Origin of the sequence: Aquabacterium sp. (assembly GCF_016195855.1) — a bacterium.
Taxonomy (GTDB): Bacteria; Pseudomonadota; Gammaproteobacteria; order Burkholderiales; family Burkholderiaceae_C; genus Aquabacterium.
In genome coordinates, this window is the sequence record NZ_JACPYU010000003.1 from 907,284 (window position 1) to 928,963 (window position 21,680).

Sequence of the window (21,680 nt, forward strand, 5' to 3'; positions counted from 1 at the left end):
ACAAAGGGCTTTACGTCGCTTGAGACGGAGACTTGAGCGATAAGACGTAACAAACCCGGCTCAACCCAGGCATTCGGACAAGGTATTGATGCCCTTTCGCCCGCGCCGTCATGAATCCGTCTCTAGAATGTTTGCGCTCCGTCTGCTGCGGGCATCCTTCTGCAGCGGTTCTCCAGCGCAAGGTGTCCCATGTCCGATATCCGCATACGCGGTGCCCGCCAGCACAACCTCAAAAACCTCGATCTGGACATCCGCACGGGTGAGCTGACCGTGGTGACCGGCCCCAGCGGTTCGGGCAAATCCTCGCTGGTATTCGATACCTTGTATGCAGAGGGTCAGCGTCGCTACGTCGAGACCTTCAGCGCCTACGCGCGCCAGTTCCTCGACCGCATGGACCGCCCCGCCGTGGACCGAGTGGAAGGCGTGCCCCCGGCCATCGCCATCGACCAGACCAACCCCGTGCGCACCTCGCGCTCGACGGTCGGCACGATGACGGAGCTCAACGACCACCTCAAGCTGCTGTTTGCCCGCGCCGCACAGTTGTTCGACCAGGACACCGGCCTGCTGGTGCGCGAAGACACGCCGCAATCGGTGTTTGAAGAACTGCTCGGACGTTGCGCGGCCACACCCGGTGGGCGCCGCGTGGTGATCACCTTTGGTGCAGAACTGCCCGCCAACACCACGCCCGAGCAGATGCAGGAATGGCTGTCGGCCAGCGGCTTTTCGCGCATCCAGGCGCAGCGTGTGGTCAAGGCCAGCCTGCTGCCCTCCGCCGCGCTGACGGCATCGCAGGCAGCGGCGGCGGTCGAGGCCGAAGGCGATGCCCAGCCCGCCAAGAAGAAGGCCGCGGCCAAGAAAGCCAGCAAGGCAGCCGGCAAGAAAGCCAAGGATGAAGCCAGCGCCGACATCGCCTCGGACGAACGCCTGGTGCTGGACGTGGTGGCCGACCGCTTCCGCATCGGTGCCGATCCCACCGGCGCCGATCTGGACCGCCCCCGCGTCATGGAGGCCCTGGAAGTGGCCTTCAAACGTGGCAGCGGCCACATCACCGTGTATGCCTTGCCTGAAGATGATGGTGATCCTGAGTTGTGGCGCTTCTCCGCCGGCCTGCACTGCCCGGACAGCCATCGCCGCTACAGCGCGCCCACACCGGGCATGTTCTCCTTCAACTCCGCCGCGGGCGCCTGCCCGGCCTGCCGTGGCTTTGGCCGCGTCATCGGCGTGGACTGGGGCCTGGTCATCCCCGATGGCAAGAAGACGCTGCGTGGCGGCGCCATCAAGCCGCTGCAGACCCCCGCCTGGGCCGACTGCCAGGCCGACCTGATCAAGTACGCCGGTGACGCCGGCATCCCGCGCGACACCACCTGGGCGCAGATGACAGCCGAGCACAAGGCCTGGGTGCTCGACGGCGATCCCACCTGGAAGGGCAACTGGAACAAGCAGTGGTACGGCATCAAGCGCTTCTTCGAGTACCTCGAAAGCAAGGCCTACAAGATGCACATCCGCGTGCTCTTGTCCAAGTACCGCAGCTACACCACCTGCCCCACCTGCGATGGCGCACGCCTGCAGCCTGAATCGCTGCTGTGGCGCCTGGGCTCACGCGAAGACGCCGATGCCGTGCTGGCCCCGGCCAAGCGCTTCAAGCCGCATGGCACGGGCATGTCCCGCGCGGTGTTCGACGCCCTGCCCGGCCTGAGCCTGCATGACGTCATGCTCATGCCCATCTCGCAACTGCAGCGCTTCTTCTCTTTCGTGACGCTGGCCAACCGCGGTGACAACGACGCCCTGGCCCTGCTGCTTGATGAGATCCGCACGCGGCTGAAGTACCTGGTCGATGTCGGCCTGGGCTACCTGACGCTGGACCGCCAGAGCCGCACCCTGTCGGGCGGTGAAGTGCAACGCATCAACCTGACCACGGCCCTGGGCACCTCGCTGGTCAACACCCTGTTCGTGCTGGACGAGCCCAGCATCGGCCTGCACCCGCGCGACATGGACCGCATCAACGTGGCCATGCAGCGCCTGGTCGATGCCGGCAACACGCTGGTGGTGGTCGAGCATGACCCCGCCGTGATGCTGGCCGCCGACCGCGTGATCGACTTAGGGCCAGGCCCGGGCCACCAAGGTGGCCGCATCGTGTTCGATGGCACGCCCGAAGACCTCAAGAAGGCCGAGACGCTGACCGGCGCCTACCTGGGCGCACGCCGCACCATCGGCATGGGCCTGCGCCGCGTCGTGCAAGAGAACACGCCCAAGCTGATCCTGCAGGGCGCGCGCCAGCACAACCTGCAGAACCTGAACATTGAATTCCCGCTGCAGCGCCTGGTGGGCGTGACGGGTGTCAGTGGCTCGGGCAAGTCCACGCTGATCCAGGACATCCTGCACCCCGCGCTGCTGCGCCACTTCGGCCAGGCCACCGACTCCCCCGGCGAGCACGATGAGCTGCTCGGTGCCGACTGGCTGAGCGCTGTCAACTTTGTCGACCAGTCCCCCATCGGCAAGACGGCCCGCTCGAACCCGGCCAGCTATGTGGGCGCCTTCGATGCGGTGCGCACGATCTTTGCCGTGACGCCGCTGGCACGCGAACGCCAGTACACCGCCGGCACCTTCAGCTTCAATGCGGGCACGGGCCGTTGTGCCACCTGCGGTGGTTCGGGCTTCGAGCACGTGGAGATGCAGTTCCTCAGCGACGTCTACCTGCGCTGCCCGGATTGCGATGGCACACGCTTCCGCGCCGAGGTGCGCGAGGTCAAGATCGAGCGCCTGGGCAAGCAGCTGTCCATCTCGGATGTGCTGGAGCTGACCGTGGCCGAAGCCGTGCGCCTGTTCGGCCAGGATGTGGACGTGGTGCGCGCCCTGCAGCCCTTGCACGACGTGGGCCTGGACTACGTCAAGCTGGGCCAGCCTGTGCCGACCTTGTCGGGCGGCGAGGCGCAACGCCTCAAGCTCGCCGGCCACCTGGTCGAGACCGCGCAGCAAGCCAGCAAGTCGGGCCAGCGCACGGCGCGCAAGGGCACGCTCTTCATGTTCGACGAGCCCACCACCGGCCTGCACTTCGACGACATCGCCAAGCTGATGCGGGCCTTTGTCAAGCTGCTGGATGCAGGCAACTCCATCATCCTCATCGAGCACAACCTCGATGTGATCCGTGCCTGCGACTGGCTGATCGAGCTTGGCCCTGAAGGCGGTGATGCCGGTGGCCAACTGGTGGCCTATGGCCCGCCGGAAGAAGTGCGCCTGAAGCACACGGCCACCGGCGTGGCCTTGCGTGAATACGAAGATGCGCTGGGCCTGAGTGCGCCTGGCAGCGAAGAACAGCCAGCCAAGGCCACCAAAGGCACAGCAGGCAAAGGCAAGGGCAAAGCCAGCAAGGCCGCCTTGGATGAGGCCGAGTCCAGCGCAGCGGTGGTCGCGATGGAGCGTGAAGCGGCCTATGAACTGGGCTTGAGCGACAAGCTGCGCGAAGACGCCGGCACATCCCTGCAAGCCATCATCAAGGCTCGCCGAGAACGCCGCCGTGAAGCCGCGGCCAAGGCCCCCGGCCACGACAGCATCGAAGTGGTCAATGCCCATGAGAACAACCTCAAGGGCCTGAGCGTGCACATCCCGCGCGGCAAGTTCAACGTGATCACGGGCGTGTCGGGGTCGGGCAAATCCACGCTCGCGTTCGACATCCTCTTCAACGAAGGCCAGCGCCGTTATCTGGAATCGCTCAACGCCTATGCACGTTCGCTCGTGCAGCCTGCAGGCCGTCCTGAAGTCGATGCGGTGTATGGCATCCCGCCCACCGTGGCCATCGAGCAGCGCCTGTCACGCGGCGGCCGCAAGAGCACCGTGGGCACCACCACCGAAGTGCACCACTTCCTGCGCCTGCTGTTCGTCAAGCTGGGCGTGCAGCACTGCACCAACCCCGCCTGCTGTGATGCCGACGGCCACCCCATGGCCGTGCTGCCGCAAACCCCCGAGGCCATCGCGGCCCAATGGGTGCGCGACTACCGTGGCCAGCACATCGGCCTGATGGCACCGCTGGTGGTCAACCGCAAGGGCATCTACACCGAGCTGGCCAAGTGGGCAGCCTCACGCGGCTTCACGCACCTGCGCGTGGACGGCGAGTTCCTGCCCAGCGCGGGCTGGGGCACCGCGGGCGGCCCCAAGATCGACCGCTACCGCGAGCACACCATCGAGCTGCCCGTGGGCGACGTGGTGGTCAAGCCCGAGAACGAAGCCCGCCTGCGTGAACTGCTGGCCAGCGCGCTGGAACATGGCAAGGGCGTGGTCCACCTGATCACCGGGCTGGAGGGCCTGTCAGAGGCGCTGGCCTCGGGCAAGTCCACCTTGCACATGGGCCGCGTCAAGGTCTTCTCGACCGAGCGCGCCTGCCCGAGCTGCGGCACCAGCTACCCCGAGCTGGACCCGCGCCTGTTCTCGTACAACAGCAAGCACGGCTGGTGCCCCGATTGCGTGGGCACGGGCCTGGCCCTGACCCGCGAGCAGCGCAAGGTCATGGACGACTCGCAGACCGATGACAACAAGGGCCGCGAGCAGACCTTTGCCGAGCCCGATGTGGAAGACGTGACCGATGCCGAATGCGAAAGCTGCCATGGCGCCCGGTTGAATCCGGTGGCACGCGCCGTACAACTGCGAGGCCAGTCCATCGCCGATCTGTCGGCCCTGTCCGTCAAGGACGCGCGCAAGTGGGGCGAGAAGCTCAAGCTGGATGGCCGCGAAGCCACCATCGCCCGCGACATCGTCAGCGAGATCAAGAGCCGCCTGAGCTTCATGGAACAGGTCGGCCTGGGCTACCTCAGCCTGGACCGCGCCGCGCCCACCTTGTCCGGTGGCGAGGCCCAGCGCATCCGCCTGGCCGCCCAGCTGGGGTCGAACCTGCAGGGCGTGTGCTACGTGCTGGACGAGCCCACCATCGGCCTGCACCCGCGCGACAACCAGTTGCTGCTCGAAGCCCTGCACACGCTGGGCAAAGAGGGCAACACGCTCGTGGTGGTCGAACACGATGAAGACACGATCCGGCGCGCCGAGCACATCATCGACATCGGCCCCGGTGCCGGTGTGCGGGGCGGCACCGTGGTGGCCGAAGGCACGGTGGCCGACATCATGGCCGCCGAGCACTCCGTCACCGGCCGCTGCCTGCGCACGCCCATGGCCCACCCCATTGGTGAACGCCGCGCCATCACCGCAGAAACACCTCAACTGAGCATCAAGAAGGCGCGCCTGCACAACCTGGACAAGGTCAACGTCAAGGTGCCGCTGCAACGCCTGGTGGCCGTGACCGGCGTATCCGGCTCGGGCAAGTCCACCATCGCGCGTGACGTGCTGCTGGCCAATGTGCAGGCGGCCGTCAGCATCCCGCCGAAGGAGCGCGCCAACACCGCGCCACATTGGGTCGGTTGCGATGGCGTCGAAGGCTGGGGCGTGGTGGACCGCGTGCTCGAAGTCGACCAGACCCCGATCGGCAAGACACCGCGCTCCTGCCCGGCCACCTACATCGGCTTCTGGGACACCATCCGCAAGCTGTTTGCCGACACGCTCGAAGCCCGCGCGCGCGGCTGGGGCGCAGGCCGCTTCAGCTTCAACACCGGTGAGGGCCGCTGCCCGGCTTGCGAAGGCCAGGGCATCCGCACCATCGAGATGGCCTTCCTGCCCGATGTGAAGGTGCACTGCGACACCTGCAACGGCATGCGCTTCAACCCCGAGACGCTGGCCGCCACCTGGCGCGGCAAGCACATCGGTGACGTGCTCAAGATGGAGGTGGACGAGGCCGTCGAGTTCTTCGCCACCATGCCCTCCATCGCACACCCACTCAAGCTGCTGCAGGACGTGGGCCTGGGCTACCTGACACTGGGCCAGCCCTCACCCACCTTGTCGGGCGGTGAAGCCCAGCGCATCAAGCTGGTGACCGAGCTCAGCAAGGTGCGCGACGACATCACCCGCCGCGGCAACAAGGCGCCGCACACCCTGTATGTGCTGGATGAACCCACGGTGGGCCTGCACCTGGCCGACGTGGAAAAACTCATCCGCGTGCTGCACAGGCTGGTGGATGGCGGCCACAGCGTGGTCGTGATCGAGCACGATCTGGACGTGATCGCCGAAGCCGACTGGATCATCGACATGGGCCCTGAAGGCGGCACCGGTGGTGGCAAGGTCGCGGGCGAAGGCACGCCCGATCACATCGTCGCGAAGAAGACGCACACCGGTGTGGCGCTCAAGGGGGTGCTGCACCGCCGCTGACACACCAATGTGTCAGCGCCGACAAAAAGCGCACACGAAGCAGCAGCATGCGGCAGGCAGCATGGCACCACCACCACACCATGCCCCGCCCGACCATGCACCCACACGGACTTGAACACGATCTGCGCGCACTGGCCCAGCAACAGGAGCGTCGCCAGATGCTGCGCTGGCTGGGCAGCGTAGGCACCTTGACGGCCACCGCAGCCCTGCCTCTGGTTGGCTGTGGCGGCGGCGGTGACGCGGGCAGCACAGGCACCACGACGGGCGCCACCACGAGCAGCGGCTCCAGCACTGACACCACGTCCAGCACCAGCACCGGCGGCACGTCGGTCAACACCTGCTCGGTGGCCCCGGAGGAAACCGCCGGGCCCTACCCCGGCGACGGCTCCAACACCAGCAACGGCGCCACCAGCAACGTCCTGGCCCTGGCCAGCATCGTGCGCAGCGACATCCGCAGCAGCATCGATGGCGCCAGCGGCACGGCCGCCGGTGTGCCGCTGGTTCTGACCATCCAGCTCACCAATACCAATGCGGCCTGCGCCTCGCTGGAGGGCTATGCCATCTACCTGTGGCATTGCAACCGCGACGGCAAGTACTCGCTGTACTCCAGCGGTGTCACCGACCAGAACTACCTGCGCGGCGTACAGGCCACCGATGCCAGCGGCAACGTCACCTTCACCACGGTCTTCCCTGGCTGTTATGACGGCCGCATGCCGCACATGCACCTGGAGATCTACCGCAGCCTGACCACGGCCACGAGCTTTTCCAACAAGCTCAAGACCACGCAACTGGCATTTCCGGTCAGCACCTGCACCGAGGTCTACACCAACGCCAGCGGCTACAGCGCCAGCCTCACCAACCTGGGCAAGATCAGCTTCGCCACCGACAACGTGTTCAGCGACGGCGTCACCCTGGAGATGACCACCCTCAGCGGCAGCGTGGCCGCGGGCTACACCGGCCACATCACCTTGTCGATCGCCGCGTAGAGAAGTGCTCAAGTCCCGACGGTGCACGCCGATAACCGTAGACGATGGAGCGTGCACAGCCCTACATGGACAAGACTTTCGGCAACCGCAATACGGCTTTCGCCTTCTGGGGGCTGATGTACAAGATCGCCGTCGTGGCCGGCGCGACCCATGTGATGTTCATGGGCCTGTTCTACGGCCTGGGCGCCCACACGCTGGCGTGGATCAACCTGGGCAGCGTGCTCCTGTTTGCGGCCAGCTACCTGTGCCTCAAGAAGCGGCTCAACCTGCTGGCCGTCTCCCTGATCGTCTTCGAGATCCTGGCCCACGCCATCCTGGCCGTACGTGCCATCGGCTGGGACAGCGGCTTTCACTACTACCTGCTGGTGGTCGTGCCCGTCGTGGTGATCAGTCAGATGAAGATCAAGGCCTTCAAGCCCGTGCTCATCACCTCCATGCTGCTGCTGTACATCGGCCTGGACCATGCCATGCGTGACCTCACGCCGCTGGACGTGATCAGTGCGCAAACGCTTTCAGGCCTGCGCTACTTCAACATCGCCGTCACCTTCCTGCTGCTGACCTACCTGTCGGGCATCTACCTCAAGCTGGTCACCAAGGCCGAAAGAGAGCTGCGCATCCTGGCCACGACCGACCCGCTGACGCAACTGCTCAACCGGCGCAGCCTGCTGGAGATCGCCGAGTACGAGCTCGTGCAACGCAAGCGCCACCAGGCCCCGCTGGCCTTTGTCCTGGCCGACATCGATCACTTCAAGTCCATCAATGACCAGCACGGCCATGCGGCAGGCGACAAGGTGCTCAAGGCCGTGAGCCAGACCTTGCGACAAGCCCTGCGCGAGCAGGACAGCGTCGCGCGTTGGGGCGGTGAAGAGTTCCTCTTCCTGATGCCTGACGCCACACTGGATCTGGCCAAAAGCGTGGCCGAACGGCTGAGGCAGCAGGTCGAAGCCATCGAGGTGCCCTTCAACGGCAAACAGATCAAGGTCAGCATGACCTTTGGGGTGAGCACCCACCAGAACGACGAAGTCGTGGATGCGCCCATCAACCGCGCCGACACCGCCCTCTATCAGGGCAAGGTGGCCGGCCGCAATCAGGTGGTGGCCAGCGCGGCCTGAACACCCAGCAGGTGCGCCCACAAGGCCACCGTGACCAGCGCGCAAGCCGTGGTCCACAAGATGACGCGTGCCACCAGCGTGGTGTTGGCCCCTTCACGCTCGGCCAGCATCGACACATTGCTGGCCGAAGGCAAGGCCGCGGCCATGGTCACCGTCAGCAGGCCTGCGTCGGTCAGGGTCACACCCGCACGATGCAGCCCCCAGCCCAGTGCGCAGACCAGCATCGGGTGAACCGCCAGTTTGAGCACAGCCGGCACCTGGATGCCCGGCATGGCCACCTCCACATGCAAAGGCTGCATCTGCGCACGCGCCAGGATGGCCCCCAGTGTGAACAAGGCCGTGGGCGTGGCCGACAGGCCCAACAGGCGCACGGTCTCGTCCACCGGCTTGGGCAGATGCCAATGCAGCGCCGCGAACGCCATGCCCACGGCCATGGACCACAACAGCGGGTTGCGCAACGCCCCTTTGAGCGAGGCCTGCACCGCGTGCCACACCTCCTGCGGATCGTCACCGGGCGCATCCTGCGCCGCATGCGAATGCGCCCAGGCCAGGCAGAGTGAGCTGAGCAACAGCACGTCCACGATCAGGGTTGCGGCCACCGGCCCTGCGGCCTGCGGCCCCAGCAAACCGGTCAACAAGGGCAACCCCAGAAAGCCCGTATTGGGAAAGGCCGTGACCAAGGCCACCAGCCCGCCATCGCGACGGACCAGGCCAGCGCGCACAGCCCAGATCAAGGCCAGCGCCGTCACCACCGAACCCGCCAAGCCATAAGCCAGCAGCAGGCCCAGCAAACCCTCTTGCATCAACGCGCCGCTGGCACTGAGCCGGAACACCATGGCCGACAGGCCGAAGTACAGCACGAAGCTGTTGAGCGAACCGATGCCATCAATGGGCACCACGCCCCGGCGTGCTGCGACCCAGCCCAGCAGCACCAGGGCGAAGAAGGGGATGAAAAGAAGCAGCAGATCGATCATGGGCGACATTGTCACCCTGGGCCCACGTTACGGGACCAGGGGGATCAAGGCTTGTCCAGAAGGCGCGCCAGATCGCGGGTCAGCTCGGCTGCAGACACCTCGCGGCAACCGCTGACGTTCTGCCCTGCCCACAAAGGCGAGAAGTCACCTAGCCCCCGTTTTTCTGCTGCAGCACGCAAGGGGGCGACGGCACCCGTCGCCAGCGGAAACGCGGGCGCCACGGGGTTGACTGGCCCCAGTTCGCGCAAGAAGCGGTTGACGATGCCCCTGGCTGGGCGGCCAGTGAACAGATTGGTCAAGGCCGTGTGCCGGGCCGATTCGCGTTGCAAGGCAGCCCGGTGAATGGCAGAGGTGGTCGCCTCCGGACACAGCAGGTAGGCCGTTCCGACCTGGACACCGGCTGCACCCAGACGCATGGCGGCCGCCACGCCCTGCGCATCGGCGATGCCACCTGCCGCAATCACCGGCACGTCCACGGCGTGAACGATCTGCGGCAGCAGGGCCATCGTGCCCATCTGGGTGCTGAGGTCGTTCGTCAGGAACATGCCCCGGTGCCCACCCGCCTCCACGCCTTGCGCGATGACGGCATCCACGCCTCTGGCCACCAGCCAGCGTGCCTCGTCCACCGTGGTGGCAGAAGACAGCACCTTGGCGCCCCAGCCCCGCACGCGCTCGAGCAAAGCCGGCTCGGGCAAACCAAAATGGAAGCTCACCACGGCTGGCCTGAACGCCTCCAATACATCGGCCACTTCATGGCTGAAGGGCTGGCGCCCCGGCCCGGCCGGGATCTGCGTCGGGTCAATGCCGAACTCTGCGTAATAGGGCGCCAAGGCTTCACGCCAACGCTGCTCGGCAACCGCATCGAAAGCCGGCGGCACATGGCAGAAAAAATTGACGTTGAAGGGGCGCCCAGCCAATGCAGACTGAATGGCGGCCAGTTCGTGACGCATGGCGTCCAGCGACAACATCGCACAGGGCAAGGCACCCAGCCCGCCCGCACCACTGACCGCCATGGCCAAGGCGCTGCCCTGCACGCCCGCCATGGGCGCCTGCAGGATGGGCAGGTCGATGGACAGCAGTTCGCGCAGGCTGATGCTCATGGGTGGCCTTTCAACGTGTCCGCAGCATGCCCATCACCCCGCCCTTGCGCATCGCGCGCCAGCCCAGCAGCACCGCCAGGATCACGGCATAGACCATGACCTCGCTCACATCATTCTTGGCCGCCTTCTTCCAGTAGAAGTGCAGCAGGCCGAGCAAGGCCACGGCGTAGACCAGCTTGTGCAGCGCCTGCCAGCGCTTGCCGCCCAGCTTGCGGATGGCCGCGTTGAACGAGGTCAAGGCCAGCGGGGTCATCAGCACCAGCGCCGCCACCCCCACCAGGATGAAGTTGCGCTTGTAGACATCCTTGATGATGTCGTCGAGCACCAGGCCCTTGTCCAGCCAGGCATAGGCCAGGAAGTGCAGCACCGCGTACACGAATACCGTCACGCCCAGCGAGCGGCGGTAGCGCAACAAGGCCGGCAGGGACGCCGCCTCACGCAGGGGCGAGACGGCCAGCGTCAGCCACAACCAGCGCAGCGTCCACTCACCGGTTTCGCGGATCAGTTTCTCGGCAGGGTTGGCGCCCAACTGGTCGGTGGCCAGGCCCACCATCAGGCCGGCAAAGGGCACGGCACACAGCAGCCACAGCAGGGGCTTCACCCAGGGCTTGAGCAGCCACTGGTTCACAAGAGACAGTTGCATCAGTAGTACTTCTTCAAATCCATGCCGGCATAGAGTTGCCCCACCTGGGCCTCGTAGCCATTGAACATCAGGGTTGTCTTGCGGGGCGCAAAGAAACCGCCCTCACCCAGGCGCCGCTCGGTGGCCTGGCTCCAGCGCGGATGGTCCACCGTCGGGTTCACGTTCGAATAAAAGCCGTATTCACGGGCATTGGCCTTGGTCCACGATGACACGGGCTCCTTGTCGACCAGGCGGATCTTGACGATCGACTTGGCGCTCTTGAAACCGTATTTCCAGGGCACAACCAGGCGCAGCGGGGCACCGTTCTGGTTGGGCAGCACCTCGCCATACAGGCCAAAGGCCATCATGGTCAGCGGGTGCATGGCCTCGTCGATGCGCAGGCCTTCCACATAAGGCCAGTCCAGCACGCCAGACCGCACGCCGGGCATCTGCTTTTCATCAGCCAGGCTGATGAACTCGACGTACTTGGCGCGACTGGTGGGTGCCGCGCGCTGTATCAGCGTCGACAGCGAATAACCCACCCACGGGATCACCATGGACCACCCCTCCACACAACGCAGGCGGTAGATGCGCTCTTCCATGGCGCCCAGCTTGAGCAAGTCATCCAGGCCGAGCTTCAGGGGCTTGCCCACCTCGCCTTCGATGCTCAAGGTCCAGGGACGAGGCTTGAGCGTGCCGGCGTTGTGCCAGGGCGCTTCCTTGTCGGTGCCGAACTCGTAGAAGTTGTTGTAGCGGGTGACCTTCTCGTAGGGCGTGACTTTGTCCATGGCGTAGGCCCCTGCCACCGTGCTGCGCACACCCGGCAAGGGTGCCAGCACGCCCGGTCGCGCCACGAGCGGAGCCGCCGCCGTGGCCGCCTCGGCCTCGCCGCTCAGCCACAAGCCGGAGGCGGCTTGCAGACCCACCGCAGCGCCACCCAGGGCCGCCGCCTCTTTCAGCCAGGCACGACGGCCCTCGTAGACCGCGCGCGGCGTGATCTCGCTGGGCACCCCATGGGTCATCCCGCTGTCAGGGTGCGAAAAATGACGTGAGGTTCGGATCAAGGCCATGCTCAAACTCCTGCTGGATCGGGGCCCAAAACGGGCCGCATCGATTCAGTCGTGTCAGCAGCCCCAAACCTTACACCGCCTGGCGCATCAGGATCAGGGGCTGATGAATTTGGGCACCTGGCCACCAGGGCCATGGATCTGAAGCAGGCGGCCGGACAATTTGGCCTGCACGCGCTCGGGCAAGGGGGCAAAGCCCGTGCCACGGGTCAGCTCGTCGCCATGCATGAAGCACCAGTAGACAAAACGGGCCACCCATTCGGCCGAGGCCATGTCCTTGGGCTCGGCATCCAGCAGCACGTAGCTGGTGGCGGTCAGCGGCCAGGCGTCCGCGCGGGCCACGCCCACCAGGCTGGCCATGTCTTCGCCCTTGCGGTAGACGTCCGACGCCAGGATCGCGGCACGGAAGGCCTCTTCAGAGGCCACCACGACATTGCCCGCCGGGTTGCGCAGTTTCACGCCCACCAGGCGGTCCTTGAGCACCCGGTCAAACGACACATAGCTGATGCCACCTGGCGTGTCCTTGAGCAAGGTGGCCACGCCGTCATTGCCCTTGGCGGCCATCGTGCTGCCCGGCCAGGCGGGCTTCTGCGACACCGGCACGGCGGACGCAAAACGCGCCGAGGACAGGCCCAGGTAGCGCGTCCAGACCTCGGTCGAGCCGGAGGCATCTTCACGAACGATGCGGCTCACGGGCAAGCCCGGCAGACGCAAACCGGGGTTCAGGGCAGCAATGCGAGGGTCGTCCCAACGCTGGATGTCACCCCGCATGATGTCGGCCAGCACCTCGCCGCTGAGCACCATTTGGTTGGCCCCGACACCCGGCAAATTGATCACCGGCACCAGGCCACCCACGACCATGGGGATCTGGATCAGCTTGTTCTCGCTGAGCTGCTGCGGCGTCAAGGGGCTGTCCGTGCCACCCAGGTGCACGGCACGCGCCTTGATCTGTTTGACGCCGTCACCAGAGCCCGAGGGGCTATAGCGCACCGCCACACCAGGGTTCAGCTCGGCAAACCGGTGCGTCCAGCGCTCGTAGACATGCGAGGGGAAGCTGGCCCCTGCGCCCTTGATCTGCACCTGGGCCCAGGCCTGCACACTGATCGCGCCCAGGCTCACTGCCATGGCCACCGACACGCACTTTTTCACCCAGGTAGAACGCAACAACATCACCAACAACTTCAAGGTCCGGTTAACGAGGTGGCGAAGATACACCACCGGGGCAACCCTTGGTCCTGTCGGCTCATGTCAAAACGGAAAAAGGGCCGGTTGCCCGGCCCCTTACAACATCGTTACAACAGGATCAAGATCAGGCGGCCTTCTTGGCTGCCGCCTTCTTGGCCGCCGGCACACGCGGCGCACGCGGCTCGAACTCGAAGCCCACCTTGCCCGCCTTGGCGTCCCAGCTCAGGAAGGCCTTGAACTTGCGGCGCGTCTTGTTGGACACGAAGCCGTCCAGCAGGTCGGTCTTGCCGGTTTCCAGCAGCTTGCTGACCTGGTCGGGCATGATGGGTTGCTGCAGGATGACCTTGCCGCTCTTGAAGTCGCACTTGGCCTTGGTGGCGCCCTGCGTGTTCTCGCACACGTAGTTGCTGCCGTACTCGTAGACCTGGCCCCCGCACTTGGGGCAAAGCCCCAGGCTGGTCTGGTCACTGAAGTCCACTGCCTCGCCGGATTCGTCGTCTTTCTTGGCGTCTTCGCCAAAGTCGAACTCCATCTTCCAGTTGGCGGACTCTTCGTCACGCACCAGCTTGAGCTCGGCCGTGAAGGGCCAACCCGCCTTGGAGCGGAAGCCTTCCAGCGGGCCGATCTTGTGCTCGCGCATCAGTTGCTCGACCTCGTGCAACTCGAAGCTGCGGCCTGCCGGGATCTTGGTCATGCTGAAGCCACAACCCGCGGCATCGTCACCACCGCCCTTGCCCGTGCAGGTGAAGCGGCGGTAGTTTTCCTTGACCACGCCGCCGCAGTTCGGGCAGGGCGCGCTCAGGGTGGCGTAGTCACCGGGGATGGTGTCGCGGTCGTATTCCTTGGCCTTTTGCACCACGCGCTGGGTCATGTCCGCGATCTCGGCCATGAAGGCCTCGCGGCTCAGGCGGCCCTTTTCCATCTCCGAGAGCTTGAACTCCCAGTTGCCGGTCAGCTCGGGCTTGGTCAGGTCTTCCACGCCCAGGCCACGCAGCAGCGTCATCAGCTGGAAGGCCTTGGCCGTGGGGATCAGCTCACGGCCTTCGCGGTACATGTACTTTTCAGTGATCAGGCCTTCAATGATGGCCGCACGGGTGGCTGGTGTGCCCAGGCCCTTCTCGGTCATCGCGGCCTTCAGCTCCTCGTCGTCGATCAGCTTGCCGGCGCCTTCCATGGCGCTCAGCAGCGTCGCTTCAGAGTAACGTGCGGGCGGCTTGGTCTTCAAGGCGTTGACGGCCACGTCTTCATTGAGCACGGCCTCGCCCGGCTTGACGGCCACCAGCGTGCGCTCGTCGCCCTCTTCCGAGGCTTCCTTGCCATAGACGGCCATCCAGCCCGGCTTGACCAGCACCTTGCCGTTGGTCTGGAAGCAATGCTCCTTGCCGGCCGCGGGCACCTTGGTGATGCGGGTGGTGACCATGAACTCGGCCGCCGGGTAGAACACGGCGATGAAGCGCTTGACGACCATGTCGTACAGCTTGGCTTCGGCCTCGGTCAGGCTCTTGGGCGCCTGCATCGTGGGGATGATGGCAAAGTGATCCGACACCTTTGCGTTGTCGAACACGCGCTTGTTGGGCTTGACGTAGCCTTCCTTGATGGCCTTGCCGGCGTGCTGGGCCAGCTCACGCAGCGGCCCGGGCAGGTCTTCGCTGGCAATCATGCCCATGGTGTCCTTGACCACGTTGACGTAGTCCTCGGGCAGTGCGCGCGAATCGGTACGTGGGTAGGTCAGGGCCTTGTGCTTTTCATACAGGGCCTGCGCCAGGCCCAGCGTGGTCTTGGCACTGAAGCCGAAACGCGAGTTGGCCTCACGCTGCAACGTGGTCAGGTCATACAACAGCGGGCTGGACTGGTTGCTGGGCTTGGCCTCTTCGGTGACCGTGCCCTGCTTGCCACGCACCGCATCGGCAATGGCCTGCGCTTCGGCAGCAGACCAGACGCGGTCGGCCTTGAACTCGGCCTCGGCAGAACCTTCCGCGGCGGCCTTGTCCTTCTTGAAGGCGGGGTCGAACCACTTGCCGTCATAGGCACCAGCCTCAGCACCAAAGGTGCCCTTGATCTCCCAGTAATCACGGAAGACGTGCTTGCGGATCTTTTCTTCGCGCTCCACCACGATGGACAGCGTCGGGGTCTGCACCCGGCCCACGGTGGTCAGGAAGAAACCACCGTCACGCGAGTTGAAAGCCGTCATGGCACGCGTGCCATTGATGCCCACCAGCCAGTCGGCCTCGGAGCGGCAACGCGCGGCGCTGGCCAGCGGCATCATCTGCTCGTCAGAGCGCAAGGCATCGAAGCCATCGCGGATGGCCGCCGGCGTCATGCTCTGCAGCCACAGGCGCTTGACGTCCTTGCCCAGGCCCTTGGCGCGCGTGGTGGCCGTGCTGTCGGCCGCGTACTGCGCGATCAGGCGGAAGATCAACTCACCTTCGCGCCCCGCGTCACATGCGTTGATCAGCGTGGTGACGTCCTTGCGCTTGATCAGCTTGACCAGGGCATTGAGCCGCCCCTTGCTCTTGTCGATCGGGTTGAGATCGAAATGCGGCGGGATGACCGGCAGGTTGGCGAAGCTCCACTTGCCCCGCTTGACATCGAATTCGTCGGGCGCCTTGATTTCGACCAGATGGCCGACGGCGGAGCTGACCACATAGTGTTCGCTCTCGAAGTATTCATCGTGTTTGTCGAATTTGCCGTCCACCGGCGTCAATGCGCGCACGATGTCTTGGGCAACCGACGGTTTTTCTGCAATGACCAGGGCTTTGCTCATGGGCGTCTTTATATCTCTTCTTACAATCGGGCTTCTCGCGCACGCGCACGCACACATACGTGTGCACACACGCGGGCACGCGCGCCCACCAATTCAATGTACCCAATCTGGCCGATGACGCAAGCCGCAAAAAAACCTCAAAGCGCCGCCCAACCGGCCCTCCCCCCTCTTGACGAGCCCACTTCAGGCCGCCGCACCCAGGTTCGCGAGTCGGGTATTCATGGCAAAGGCGTCTATGCCATCCGCCCGATCAAGGCCGGCGACACCGTGCTGGAGTACAAGGGCGAGATCATCACCTGGCAGGAAGCGCTGGACCGCCACCCGCACGATCCGTCACAACCGAACCACACCTTTTACTTCCATCTCGACGACGGCCACGTCATCGACGGCAAGTACAAGGGCAATTCGGCCAAGTGGATCAACCACTCCTGCGACCCCAATCTGGAAGCCGAGCAGGACGGCGACCGCGTCTTCCTCAAGGCGCTGCGCGACATCAACGTGGGCGAAGAGTTGTTCTTCGACTACGGCCTGGTGATCGACGCCCGCATGACGGCCAAGCTCAAGAAGGAATACGCCTGCTGGTGCGGCTCGCCCAAGTGCCGCGGCACGATGCTGGCATCGCGCCGGCGCTGAGCCCTCGCAACCTCCTTCGCTGACCCATTGCGATAGCCCCGCCGCTCACCATGCCCGAGCTGAACGCCGCCCTGGCCGACCTGAACGCCTTTGCCGAGCGCATCTGGGAGGCGGCCTCACCCGCCTGCCCGACGCTCAGCCTGGAGGTGCTGCCCGAGATCGGCTCGACCAACACCGAGCTGATGGCCCGTGGCCGCCGGGGCGAGCTCAGCCCGACCCTGCTGGCCGCCTGCAGCCAGACGGCCGGACGAGGCCGCCAGGGCCGCTCCTGGCTGGCCTCGGTGGGCGACAGCCTGACCTTCTCGCTGGGCCTGCCCATGCGGCTGGACGAGGTCCCTGGGGGCGGCAGCGCCCTGTCGCTGGCGGTGGGCCTGGCGGTGGCCCAGGCACTGGAGGCGGGCCTGCAGAAGCTCGGCACCACGCCCATCACCCCTGCCATCGGCCTGAAATGGCCCAATGACCTGTGGCTGCATGGCCGCAAGCTGGGCGGCATCCTGATCGAGGCCAGCCCGGCCCCCGGCCTGGACGATGGCCAGCGGTGGGTGGTCATCGGCATCGGGCTCAATGTCCGCCTGGGGCAGGCCCCTGAGGGCTCGGCGGCACTGCAATCGGGCCCTTTCGCCAACGCGGGCCTCACACCGGGCCTGGCCTGGTCGTGGATTGCACCCTCGCTGCTGGCACATGTCCGCCTGTTCGAGCAACAAGGCTTCGCACCGTTGCAGGCGGCCTACAGCCAGCGCGATGTGCTGGCCGGCCAGGTCATCGGGCTGTGGGCCGCGCCAGGCCAGGGTGCCGCCAGCGGCCACCCCCCCTCTGACACCGGCATGGCGCAGGGCGTCAGCGAAACCGGCGCTTTGCTCGTGCATACTGACAACGGCCTCCAGTCCTGGACCACCGGCGAGGTCAGCGTGCGCTTGCAAGGCGCCTCGCACTGACCAGCCTCAACGCCCCATCACGCCTGCCTCTATCCACCCATGCTGCGCTCCCTGGTGCTGATCCTGCTGATCGTCAACGCCGCGTTCTTCGCGTGGAGCCAGGGTTGGCTCAACCAGTTGGTGGGCGTCCAGCCCGATGCACAACATGAACCCCAGCGCCTGAGCCAGCAGATTCACGCGGACAAGATCGTGGTGCTGCCGGCGGCCTCGTCAACGGGTGACAAAGCCCGTCACGGCGGCCCGGTTGGCGCGCCCGATGCCGCCAGTGCCGCGGCCAGTGCGATGGCCGCTGCCAGCGCCGCGTCGGCTTCGGTGGATGCCGCTTCGGCTGCCACCCTGCCTTCAGCCACCGCCGCTGCTTCGGCTGCGGGCCCGGCCTTGGCAACGGCTGCCAGCAACAAGGACATGAAGTGCGTCGAAGCCGGGCCCTTCAGTGCCGCGGAATACGCCGGCGTGGAAGCCAATGTGCGCGCCGCCTTGCCTTCAGGCAGCTGGAACAGCCGCACCGTGGCCATCCAGGGCCTGTGGCTGGTTTACATGGGCCCCTACGCCGATGCCGACATGCTGGAGCGCAAGCAAGCCGAGCTGCGCCGCATCAAGGGTCTGAACTTTGAAGAAGTGCGCACACCCGCCAACCTGGCCCAGGGCATCTCGCTGGGCCGCTACACCCGGCTGGAAGAAGCCGAGGCCGGCCTCAATGTCCTGCGCAACCGGGGCATCCGCACGGCACGCATTGTCAACCTGCGCCCCAGCATGGAGGTGCAGGTTCTGAAGGTGCCCCACGCCACGGTCAACATGCAGGTCGCCCTGGCCGGCATGAAGCTGCCTCAGGGCAAGGGTTTCAGCCCCTGCCGGCCCTGACAAGCCCAGCGCCGCCGGCCATCCAGAAACGGGCCAGACAGGCCGCCAACAGCGCCAGCAAGCTCGGCACGTCGCTGCTGCCGCCGCCGCCTCCACCGCCATCCCCGCTGTCACAGGAACTGCCACCGCCCAGCCGGTTGGGCTTGAAGCAGCTGCTGTCAGATGAGGCCACGGTGGCAGCGCCTGGCGCTGCGCTACTGGCCTGGCCCATGGCCCAGGTCACCGCGCGGTAGGCATCCAGCACGCCTGTGCCACAGGTCTGCGTGGTGCAGACACAATTGCCCTGGCCATTCACCCCAGGCTGACACACGGGCAAGGCCGTGGGAAACACCGTCGGAAAAGGCTCGATCTGCGCCAGCAAAGCGTTGCGCAGCTCCGCCACCGTGAGATGGGGGTCCAGCGCCAGCATCAAGGCGGCCACCCCAGCGGCGGTGGGCGCGGCAAAACTGGTCCCGACAGCGGCCTGCATCTCGTAGTCGCCAAGAGGCCTGGTATTGATCCCTTCGTCGACCCCTTTGTCGGCCAAGGCCACGATGCCATCGTCTACCAGGGTGAAGATCTGGCTGTTGTCGATGCCCCGTGTCATGACCATGTCGCCCCCCGCCACGGCCAGCCCACTTTGCTGCGTGCCATCGACCAGGTTGGCGTAGTTGGCCTTGTAGCCCTGCTGGTTGAGTGCCGTCACCGCCAGTACCCCTGGGCAACTGGCGGGGCGGGTTGGTGTCGCCAGGCCCAGCCAGTTGTCCGGGTTGCCATTGCCTGCCGATGCCACCACCAATGCGCCCTTGCTCTCCAGCGTCTTGATCGTATCGCGGTACAACCAGGCCGCATCGTGCGTGCCCGAGTCGCCACACGAGCCATCCCCGCCAAAGCTGAGGTTGATCACGCGGGCCGGATGCAGGTTGCGAGGGGGAGAGCCCTGGTAATCGATCCCGGCCGCCCACAGCATGCCTTCCACAATGTCGCTGAGCTCGGCGCCGCACATGCCCGCCACCCGAACCGGCAGCACCACCAGACCAGGAACCGGCGCCAGCATGCCCACGCCATTGAGCGCGTTGCCAGCCTGGGCGCCCAGCATGGACGCGATGCGCAAGCCATGCCACTGCAAGGGTGCCGGACTGCAGCCCGTGCGCAAGGAGGGGTTGGGGATCTTGTCCGGTGAGATGCCCGGGTCGGACGGATCGCTGTCCACCCCATCACCGTCCCCCGCGTAGTCGACCTCGGAGACAAAGTCATGGCCCTGCGCGATGCGCCCGTCCAGATCAGGCGCAGACAAGATGCCCGTGTCCAGCACGGCCACCACCACCGGGGACACGGTCTTGCCGATCATGGCATCCCAGGCCGCCGCGATATGGGCCACGCCCTGGCGCCCACCCAGCGTGCTCTCGCGCTCATGCAACCAGGTCTGCTGCGGGTAGGCCGGGTCATTGAAGGCCTGCGAAATCACACCCGCCGGATGCGCCACCTCGTTGACGACCACCCATTCCACATCGGGATCGGCACGCAGGCGCTCGGCCTGGGCCTGCACCTGCGCGTAAGGCTCCAGCTTGCCCGAATGAATCACCTGGGCCGCAAAGGCCGTGGGACGCTGCACCAGGTAGCTCACCCCGTGCCGCCTGGCCAAAGACGCCATGCGCATGCGCGCGCTTTGCATGGACTCGGTCGATGCGGCAGCCGCCTGCAGGCGCACCACCGAGGTGACCGGATCAACGCGCCGGTCCTGGCGCTTGAGTTTGACAATCAGCCCCTTGGCCATTCTGGGCGACGCCAAGGCCGTGGCTGACGCCAACGCGGCACCGCAAGCCAGAACCAGAGTCAGGCCAAGGCAGGCCGCCCAAGCCGCACGCAACGCCGCTCTCATCAAAGATGCAATCCAACTACAGAGTTTTTTGATCCGCACCATGCACAGCCATGGTGCCAAATAAGGCCAAAGAGCCCGGATTATGTCGCTGCGTGTCGACTTCCCATGGCCCACATGGCCCATGGTGACAATTGCGCACAAAAAACCACCGAGCAGGCCAGATGCCTGCCTCATCGTGAAATCCCGGGTTGCGCACCAGCGCCAGAAATGAAAACAGGGCCTCGACGGGCCCTGTTTGTTCAGCGGATCGCGGCTGCAACAACCGCCTCTGCTTTGGCCTTACTTGGCGATCACGCGTGCCATTTCCAGCACCTTGTTCGAGTAGCCCCACTCGTTGTCGTACCAGGACACGACCTTCACGAAGGTGCTGTCCAGCGCCAGGCCGGCTTCAGCGTCGAACACCGAGGTGCAGACTTCGCCACGGAAATCGGTAGCCACCACCTTGTCTTCGGTGTAGCCCAGCACGCCCTTCATGGCGCCTTGCGAAGCGGCCTTCATGGCCTTGCAGATGTCTTCGTACGACGCTTCCTTGTTCAACTCGACGGTCAGGTCAACGACCGACACGTCAGAGGTGGGCACGCGGAAGGCCATGCCGGTCAGCTTCTTGTTCAGCTCGGGGATCACCACGCCCACGGCCTTGGCAGCGCCAGTCGACGAGGGGATGATGTTTTCCAGGATGCCGCGGCCGCCGCGCCAGTCCTTGTTGGACGGGCCGTCCACGGTCTTTTGCGTGGCAGTGGCAGCGTGCACGGTGGTCATCAGGCCGCGCTTGATGCCGAAGGTGTCGTTCAGCACCTTGGCCACGGGGGCCAGGCAGTTGGTGGTGCACGAAGCGTTGGAGATGATGGCCTGGCCGGCGTAGGTCTTGTCGTTCACGCCGTAGACGAACATCGGGGTGTCGTCCTTGGACGGGGCCGACATGATCACCTTCTTGGCGCCTGCCTTCAGGTGGGCTTCAGCGGTTTCCTTGGTCAGGAACAGGCCGGTGGACTCGACCACCACGTCGGCGCCAACTTCGTCCCACTTCAGTTCAGCCGGGTTCTTCACGGCGGTCAGGCGGATGCGCTTGCCGTTGACGATCAGGGTGTTGCCGTCCACGGCCACGTCGCCCTTGAAGCGGCCATGCACCGAGTCGTACTTCAGCATGTAGGCCAGGTAGTCGGGCTCCAGCAAATCGTTGATGCCCACGACTTCGATGTCGTTGAAGTTCTGGATGGCAGCGCGGAAAACCATGCGGCCAATGCGACCGAAGCCGTTGATACCAATCTTGATAGCCATGATTGCTTTACCTTGAAAGTTGAACTGAAACTGAAACTTTGCCTGAGCGGGAGAAGAAG

The 21,680-nt window shown here is 65.5% G+C and carries 14 protein-coding genes; 6 read left to right on the forward strand and 8 right to left on the reverse strand.

Going from position 1 to position 21,680, the window contains the following annotated elements; genetic code table 11:
- Positions 1–189 precede the first annotated feature (189 nt).
- The 3 genes from HY019_RS05550 to HY019_RS05560 all read left to right on the forward strand — a co-directional run bounded on the left by HY019_RS05550 (position 190) and on the right by HY019_RS05560 (position 8,341).
- The gene (locus HY019_RS05550) at positions 190–6,243 is read left to right on the forward strand and encodes an excinuclease ABC subunit UvrA (RefSeq protein WP_290689015.1); all 6,054 of its coding nucleotides are present in this window, start codon (positions 190–192) and stop codon (positions 6,241–6,243) included.
- A gap of 47 nt (positions 6,244–6,290) precedes the next feature.
- On the forward strand, positions 6,291–7,229 hold the full coding sequence (locus tag HY019_RS05555; RefSeq protein ID WP_290689017.1) for an intradiol ring-cleavage dioxygenase: 939 nt from the start codon (positions 6,291–6,293) through the stop codon (positions 7,227–7,229).
- Positions 7,230–7,294: 65 nt separating this feature from the next.
- Entirely contained in the window at positions 7,295–8,341 is a 1,047-nt protein-coding gene (locus HY019_RS05560; RefSeq protein ID WP_290689019.1) for a GGDEF domain-containing protein, read from the forward strand.
- Here the strand turns inward: HY019_RS05560 and HY019_RS05565 are convergent.
- The 6 genes from HY019_RS05565 to HY019_RS05590 form a co-directional block, all read right to left on the reverse strand.
- Complete coding sequence (locus HY019_RS05565; protein WP_290689020.1) at positions 8,317–9,315, reverse strand: AEC family transporter; 999 nt, start codon at positions 9,313–9,315, stop codon at positions 8,317–8,319. The genes HY019_RS05560 and HY019_RS05565 overlap by 25 nt on opposite strands.
- Before the next feature lie 44 nt (positions 9,316–9,359).
- Positions 9,360–10,415 carry a nitronate monooxygenase gene (locus HY019_RS05570; protein WP_290689022.1) on the reverse strand — a complete coding sequence of 352 codons (1,056 nt, stop codon included), beginning with the start codon at positions 10,413–10,415 and terminating at the stop codon, positions 9,360–9,362.
- 10 nt (positions 10,416–10,425) lie between these two features.
- Complete coding sequence (locus HY019_RS05575; protein ID WP_290689024.1) at positions 10,426–11,058, reverse strand: protein-methionine-sulfoxide reductase heme-binding subunit MsrQ; 633 nt, start codon at positions 11,056–11,058, stop codon at positions 10,426–10,428.
- Entirely contained in the window at positions 11,058–12,059 is a 1,002-nt protein-coding gene (gene msrP, locus HY019_RS05580) for a protein-methionine-sulfoxide reductase catalytic subunit MsrP (RefSeq protein WP_290689184.1), read from the reverse strand. Before msrP ends, HY019_RS05575 begins: the two co-directional genes overlap by 1 nt.
- 141 nt (positions 12,060–12,200) lie before the next feature.
- Positions 12,201–13,274 (reverse strand): phosphate ABC transporter substrate-binding protein PstS, encoded by a 1,074-nt coding sequence (gene pstS / locus HY019_RS05585; RefSeq protein WP_290689026.1) that lies wholly within the window; start codon positions 13,272–13,274, stop codon positions 12,201–12,203.
- 139 nt (positions 13,275–13,413) lie between these two features.
- Positions 13,414–16,053, reverse strand: a complete 2,640-nt coding sequence (locus HY019_RS05590; protein ID WP_290689028.1) for a DNA topoisomerase III — start codon at positions 16,051–16,053, stop codon at positions 13,414–13,416.
- Between the two features lie 114 nt (positions 16,054–16,167).
- Here HY019_RS05590 and HY019_RS05595 point away from each other — a divergent pair, with 114 nt between their 5' ends.
- Genes HY019_RS05595 through HY019_RS05605 form a run of 3 tightly spaced genes read left to right on the forward strand, consistent with a single transcriptional unit; the run spans position 16,168 to position 18,482 of the window.
- The gene (locus HY019_RS05595; protein ID WP_290689030.1) at positions 16,168–16,686 is read left to right on the forward strand and encodes an SET domain-containing protein-lysine N-methyltransferase; all 519 of its coding nucleotides are present in this window, start codon (positions 16,168–16,170) and stop codon (positions 16,684–16,686) included.
- A gap of 50 nt (positions 16,687–16,736) precedes the next feature.
- Positions 16,737–17,621, forward strand: coding sequence for a biotin--[acetyl-CoA-carboxylase] ligase (locus HY019_RS05600; protein WP_290689032.1), 885 nt, complete (start codon positions 16,737–16,739; stop codon positions 17,619–17,621).
- 39 nt (positions 17,622–17,660) lie between these two features.
- Positions 17,661–18,482 carry an SPOR domain-containing protein gene (locus tag HY019_RS05605; protein ID WP_290689033.1) on the forward strand — a complete coding sequence of 274 codons (822 nt, stop codon included), beginning with the start codon at positions 17,661–17,663 and terminating at the stop codon, positions 18,480–18,482.
- Here HY019_RS05605 and HY019_RS05610 read toward each other — a convergent pair.
- Together HY019_RS05610 and gap are read right to left on the reverse strand one after the other, a co-directional pair.
- On the reverse strand, positions 18,463–20,253 hold the full coding sequence (locus HY019_RS05610; protein ID WP_290689035.1) for a S8 family serine peptidase: 1,791 nt from the start codon (positions 20,251–20,253) through the stop codon (positions 18,463–18,465). The genes HY019_RS05605 and HY019_RS05610 overlap by 20 nt on opposite strands.
- Before the next feature lie 369 nt (positions 20,254–20,622).
- A complete protein-coding gene (gene gap / locus HY019_RS05615; protein WP_290689036.1) occupies positions 20,623–21,621 on the reverse strand; it encodes a type I glyceraldehyde-3-phosphate dehydrogenase in 999 nt (332 codons plus the stop codon).
- Between the last annotated feature and the right edge of the window lie 59 nt (positions 21,622–21,680).

What these genes read in the sequence shown, in the direction of transcription:
- HY019_RS05550 (WP_290689015.1), top strand. Translation starts at nt 190, where the DNA reads ATGTCCGATATCCGCATACGCGGTGCCCGCCAGCACAACCTCAAAAAC.
- HY019_RS05555 (WP_290689017.1), top strand. Translation starts at nt 6,291, where the DNA reads ATGCGGCAGGCAGCATGGCACCACCACCACACCATGCCCCGCCCGACC.
- HY019_RS05560 (WP_290689019.1), top strand. Translation starts at nt 7,295, where the DNA reads ATGGACAAGACTTTCGGCAACCGCAATACGGCTTTCGCCTTCTGGGGG.
- HY019_RS05565 (WP_290689020.1), bottom strand. Translation starts at nt 9,315, where the DNA reads ATGATCGATCTGCTGCTTCTTTTCATCCCCTTCTTCGCCCTGGTGCTG.
- HY019_RS05570 (WP_290689022.1), bottom strand. Translation starts at nt 10,415, where the DNA reads ATGAGCATCAGCCTGCGCGAACTGCTGTCCATCGACCTGCCCATCCTG.
- HY019_RS05575 (WP_290689024.1), bottom strand. Translation starts at nt 11,058, where the DNA reads ATGCAACTGTCTCTTGTGAACCAGTGGCTGCTCAAGCCCTGGGTGAAG.
- msrP (WP_290689184.1), bottom strand. Translation starts at nt 12,059, where the DNA reads ATGACCCATGGGGTGCCCAGCGAGATCACGCCGCGCGCGGTCTACGAG.
- pstS (WP_290689026.1), bottom strand. Translation starts at nt 13,274, where the DNA reads ATGTTGTTGCGTTCTACCTGGGTGAAAAAGTGCGTGTCGGTGGCCATG.
- HY019_RS05590 (WP_290689028.1), bottom strand. Translation starts at nt 16,053, where the DNA reads ATGAGCAAAGCCCTGGTCATTGCAGAAAAACCGTCGGTTGCCCAAGAC.
- HY019_RS05595 (WP_290689030.1), top strand. Translation starts at nt 16,168, where the DNA reads ATGACGCAAGCCGCAAAAAAACCTCAAAGCGCCGCCCAACCGGCCCTC.
- HY019_RS05600 (WP_290689032.1), top strand. Translation starts at nt 16,737, where the DNA reads ATGCCCGAGCTGAACGCCGCCCTGGCCGACCTGAACGCCTTTGCCGAG.
- HY019_RS05605 (WP_290689033.1), top strand. Translation starts at nt 17,661, where the DNA reads ATGCTGCGCTCCCTGGTGCTGATCCTGCTGATCGTCAACGCCGCGTTC.
- gap (WP_290689036.1), bottom strand. Translation starts at nt 21,621, where the DNA reads ATGGCTATCAAGATTGGTATCAACGGCTTCGGTCGCATTGGCCGCATG.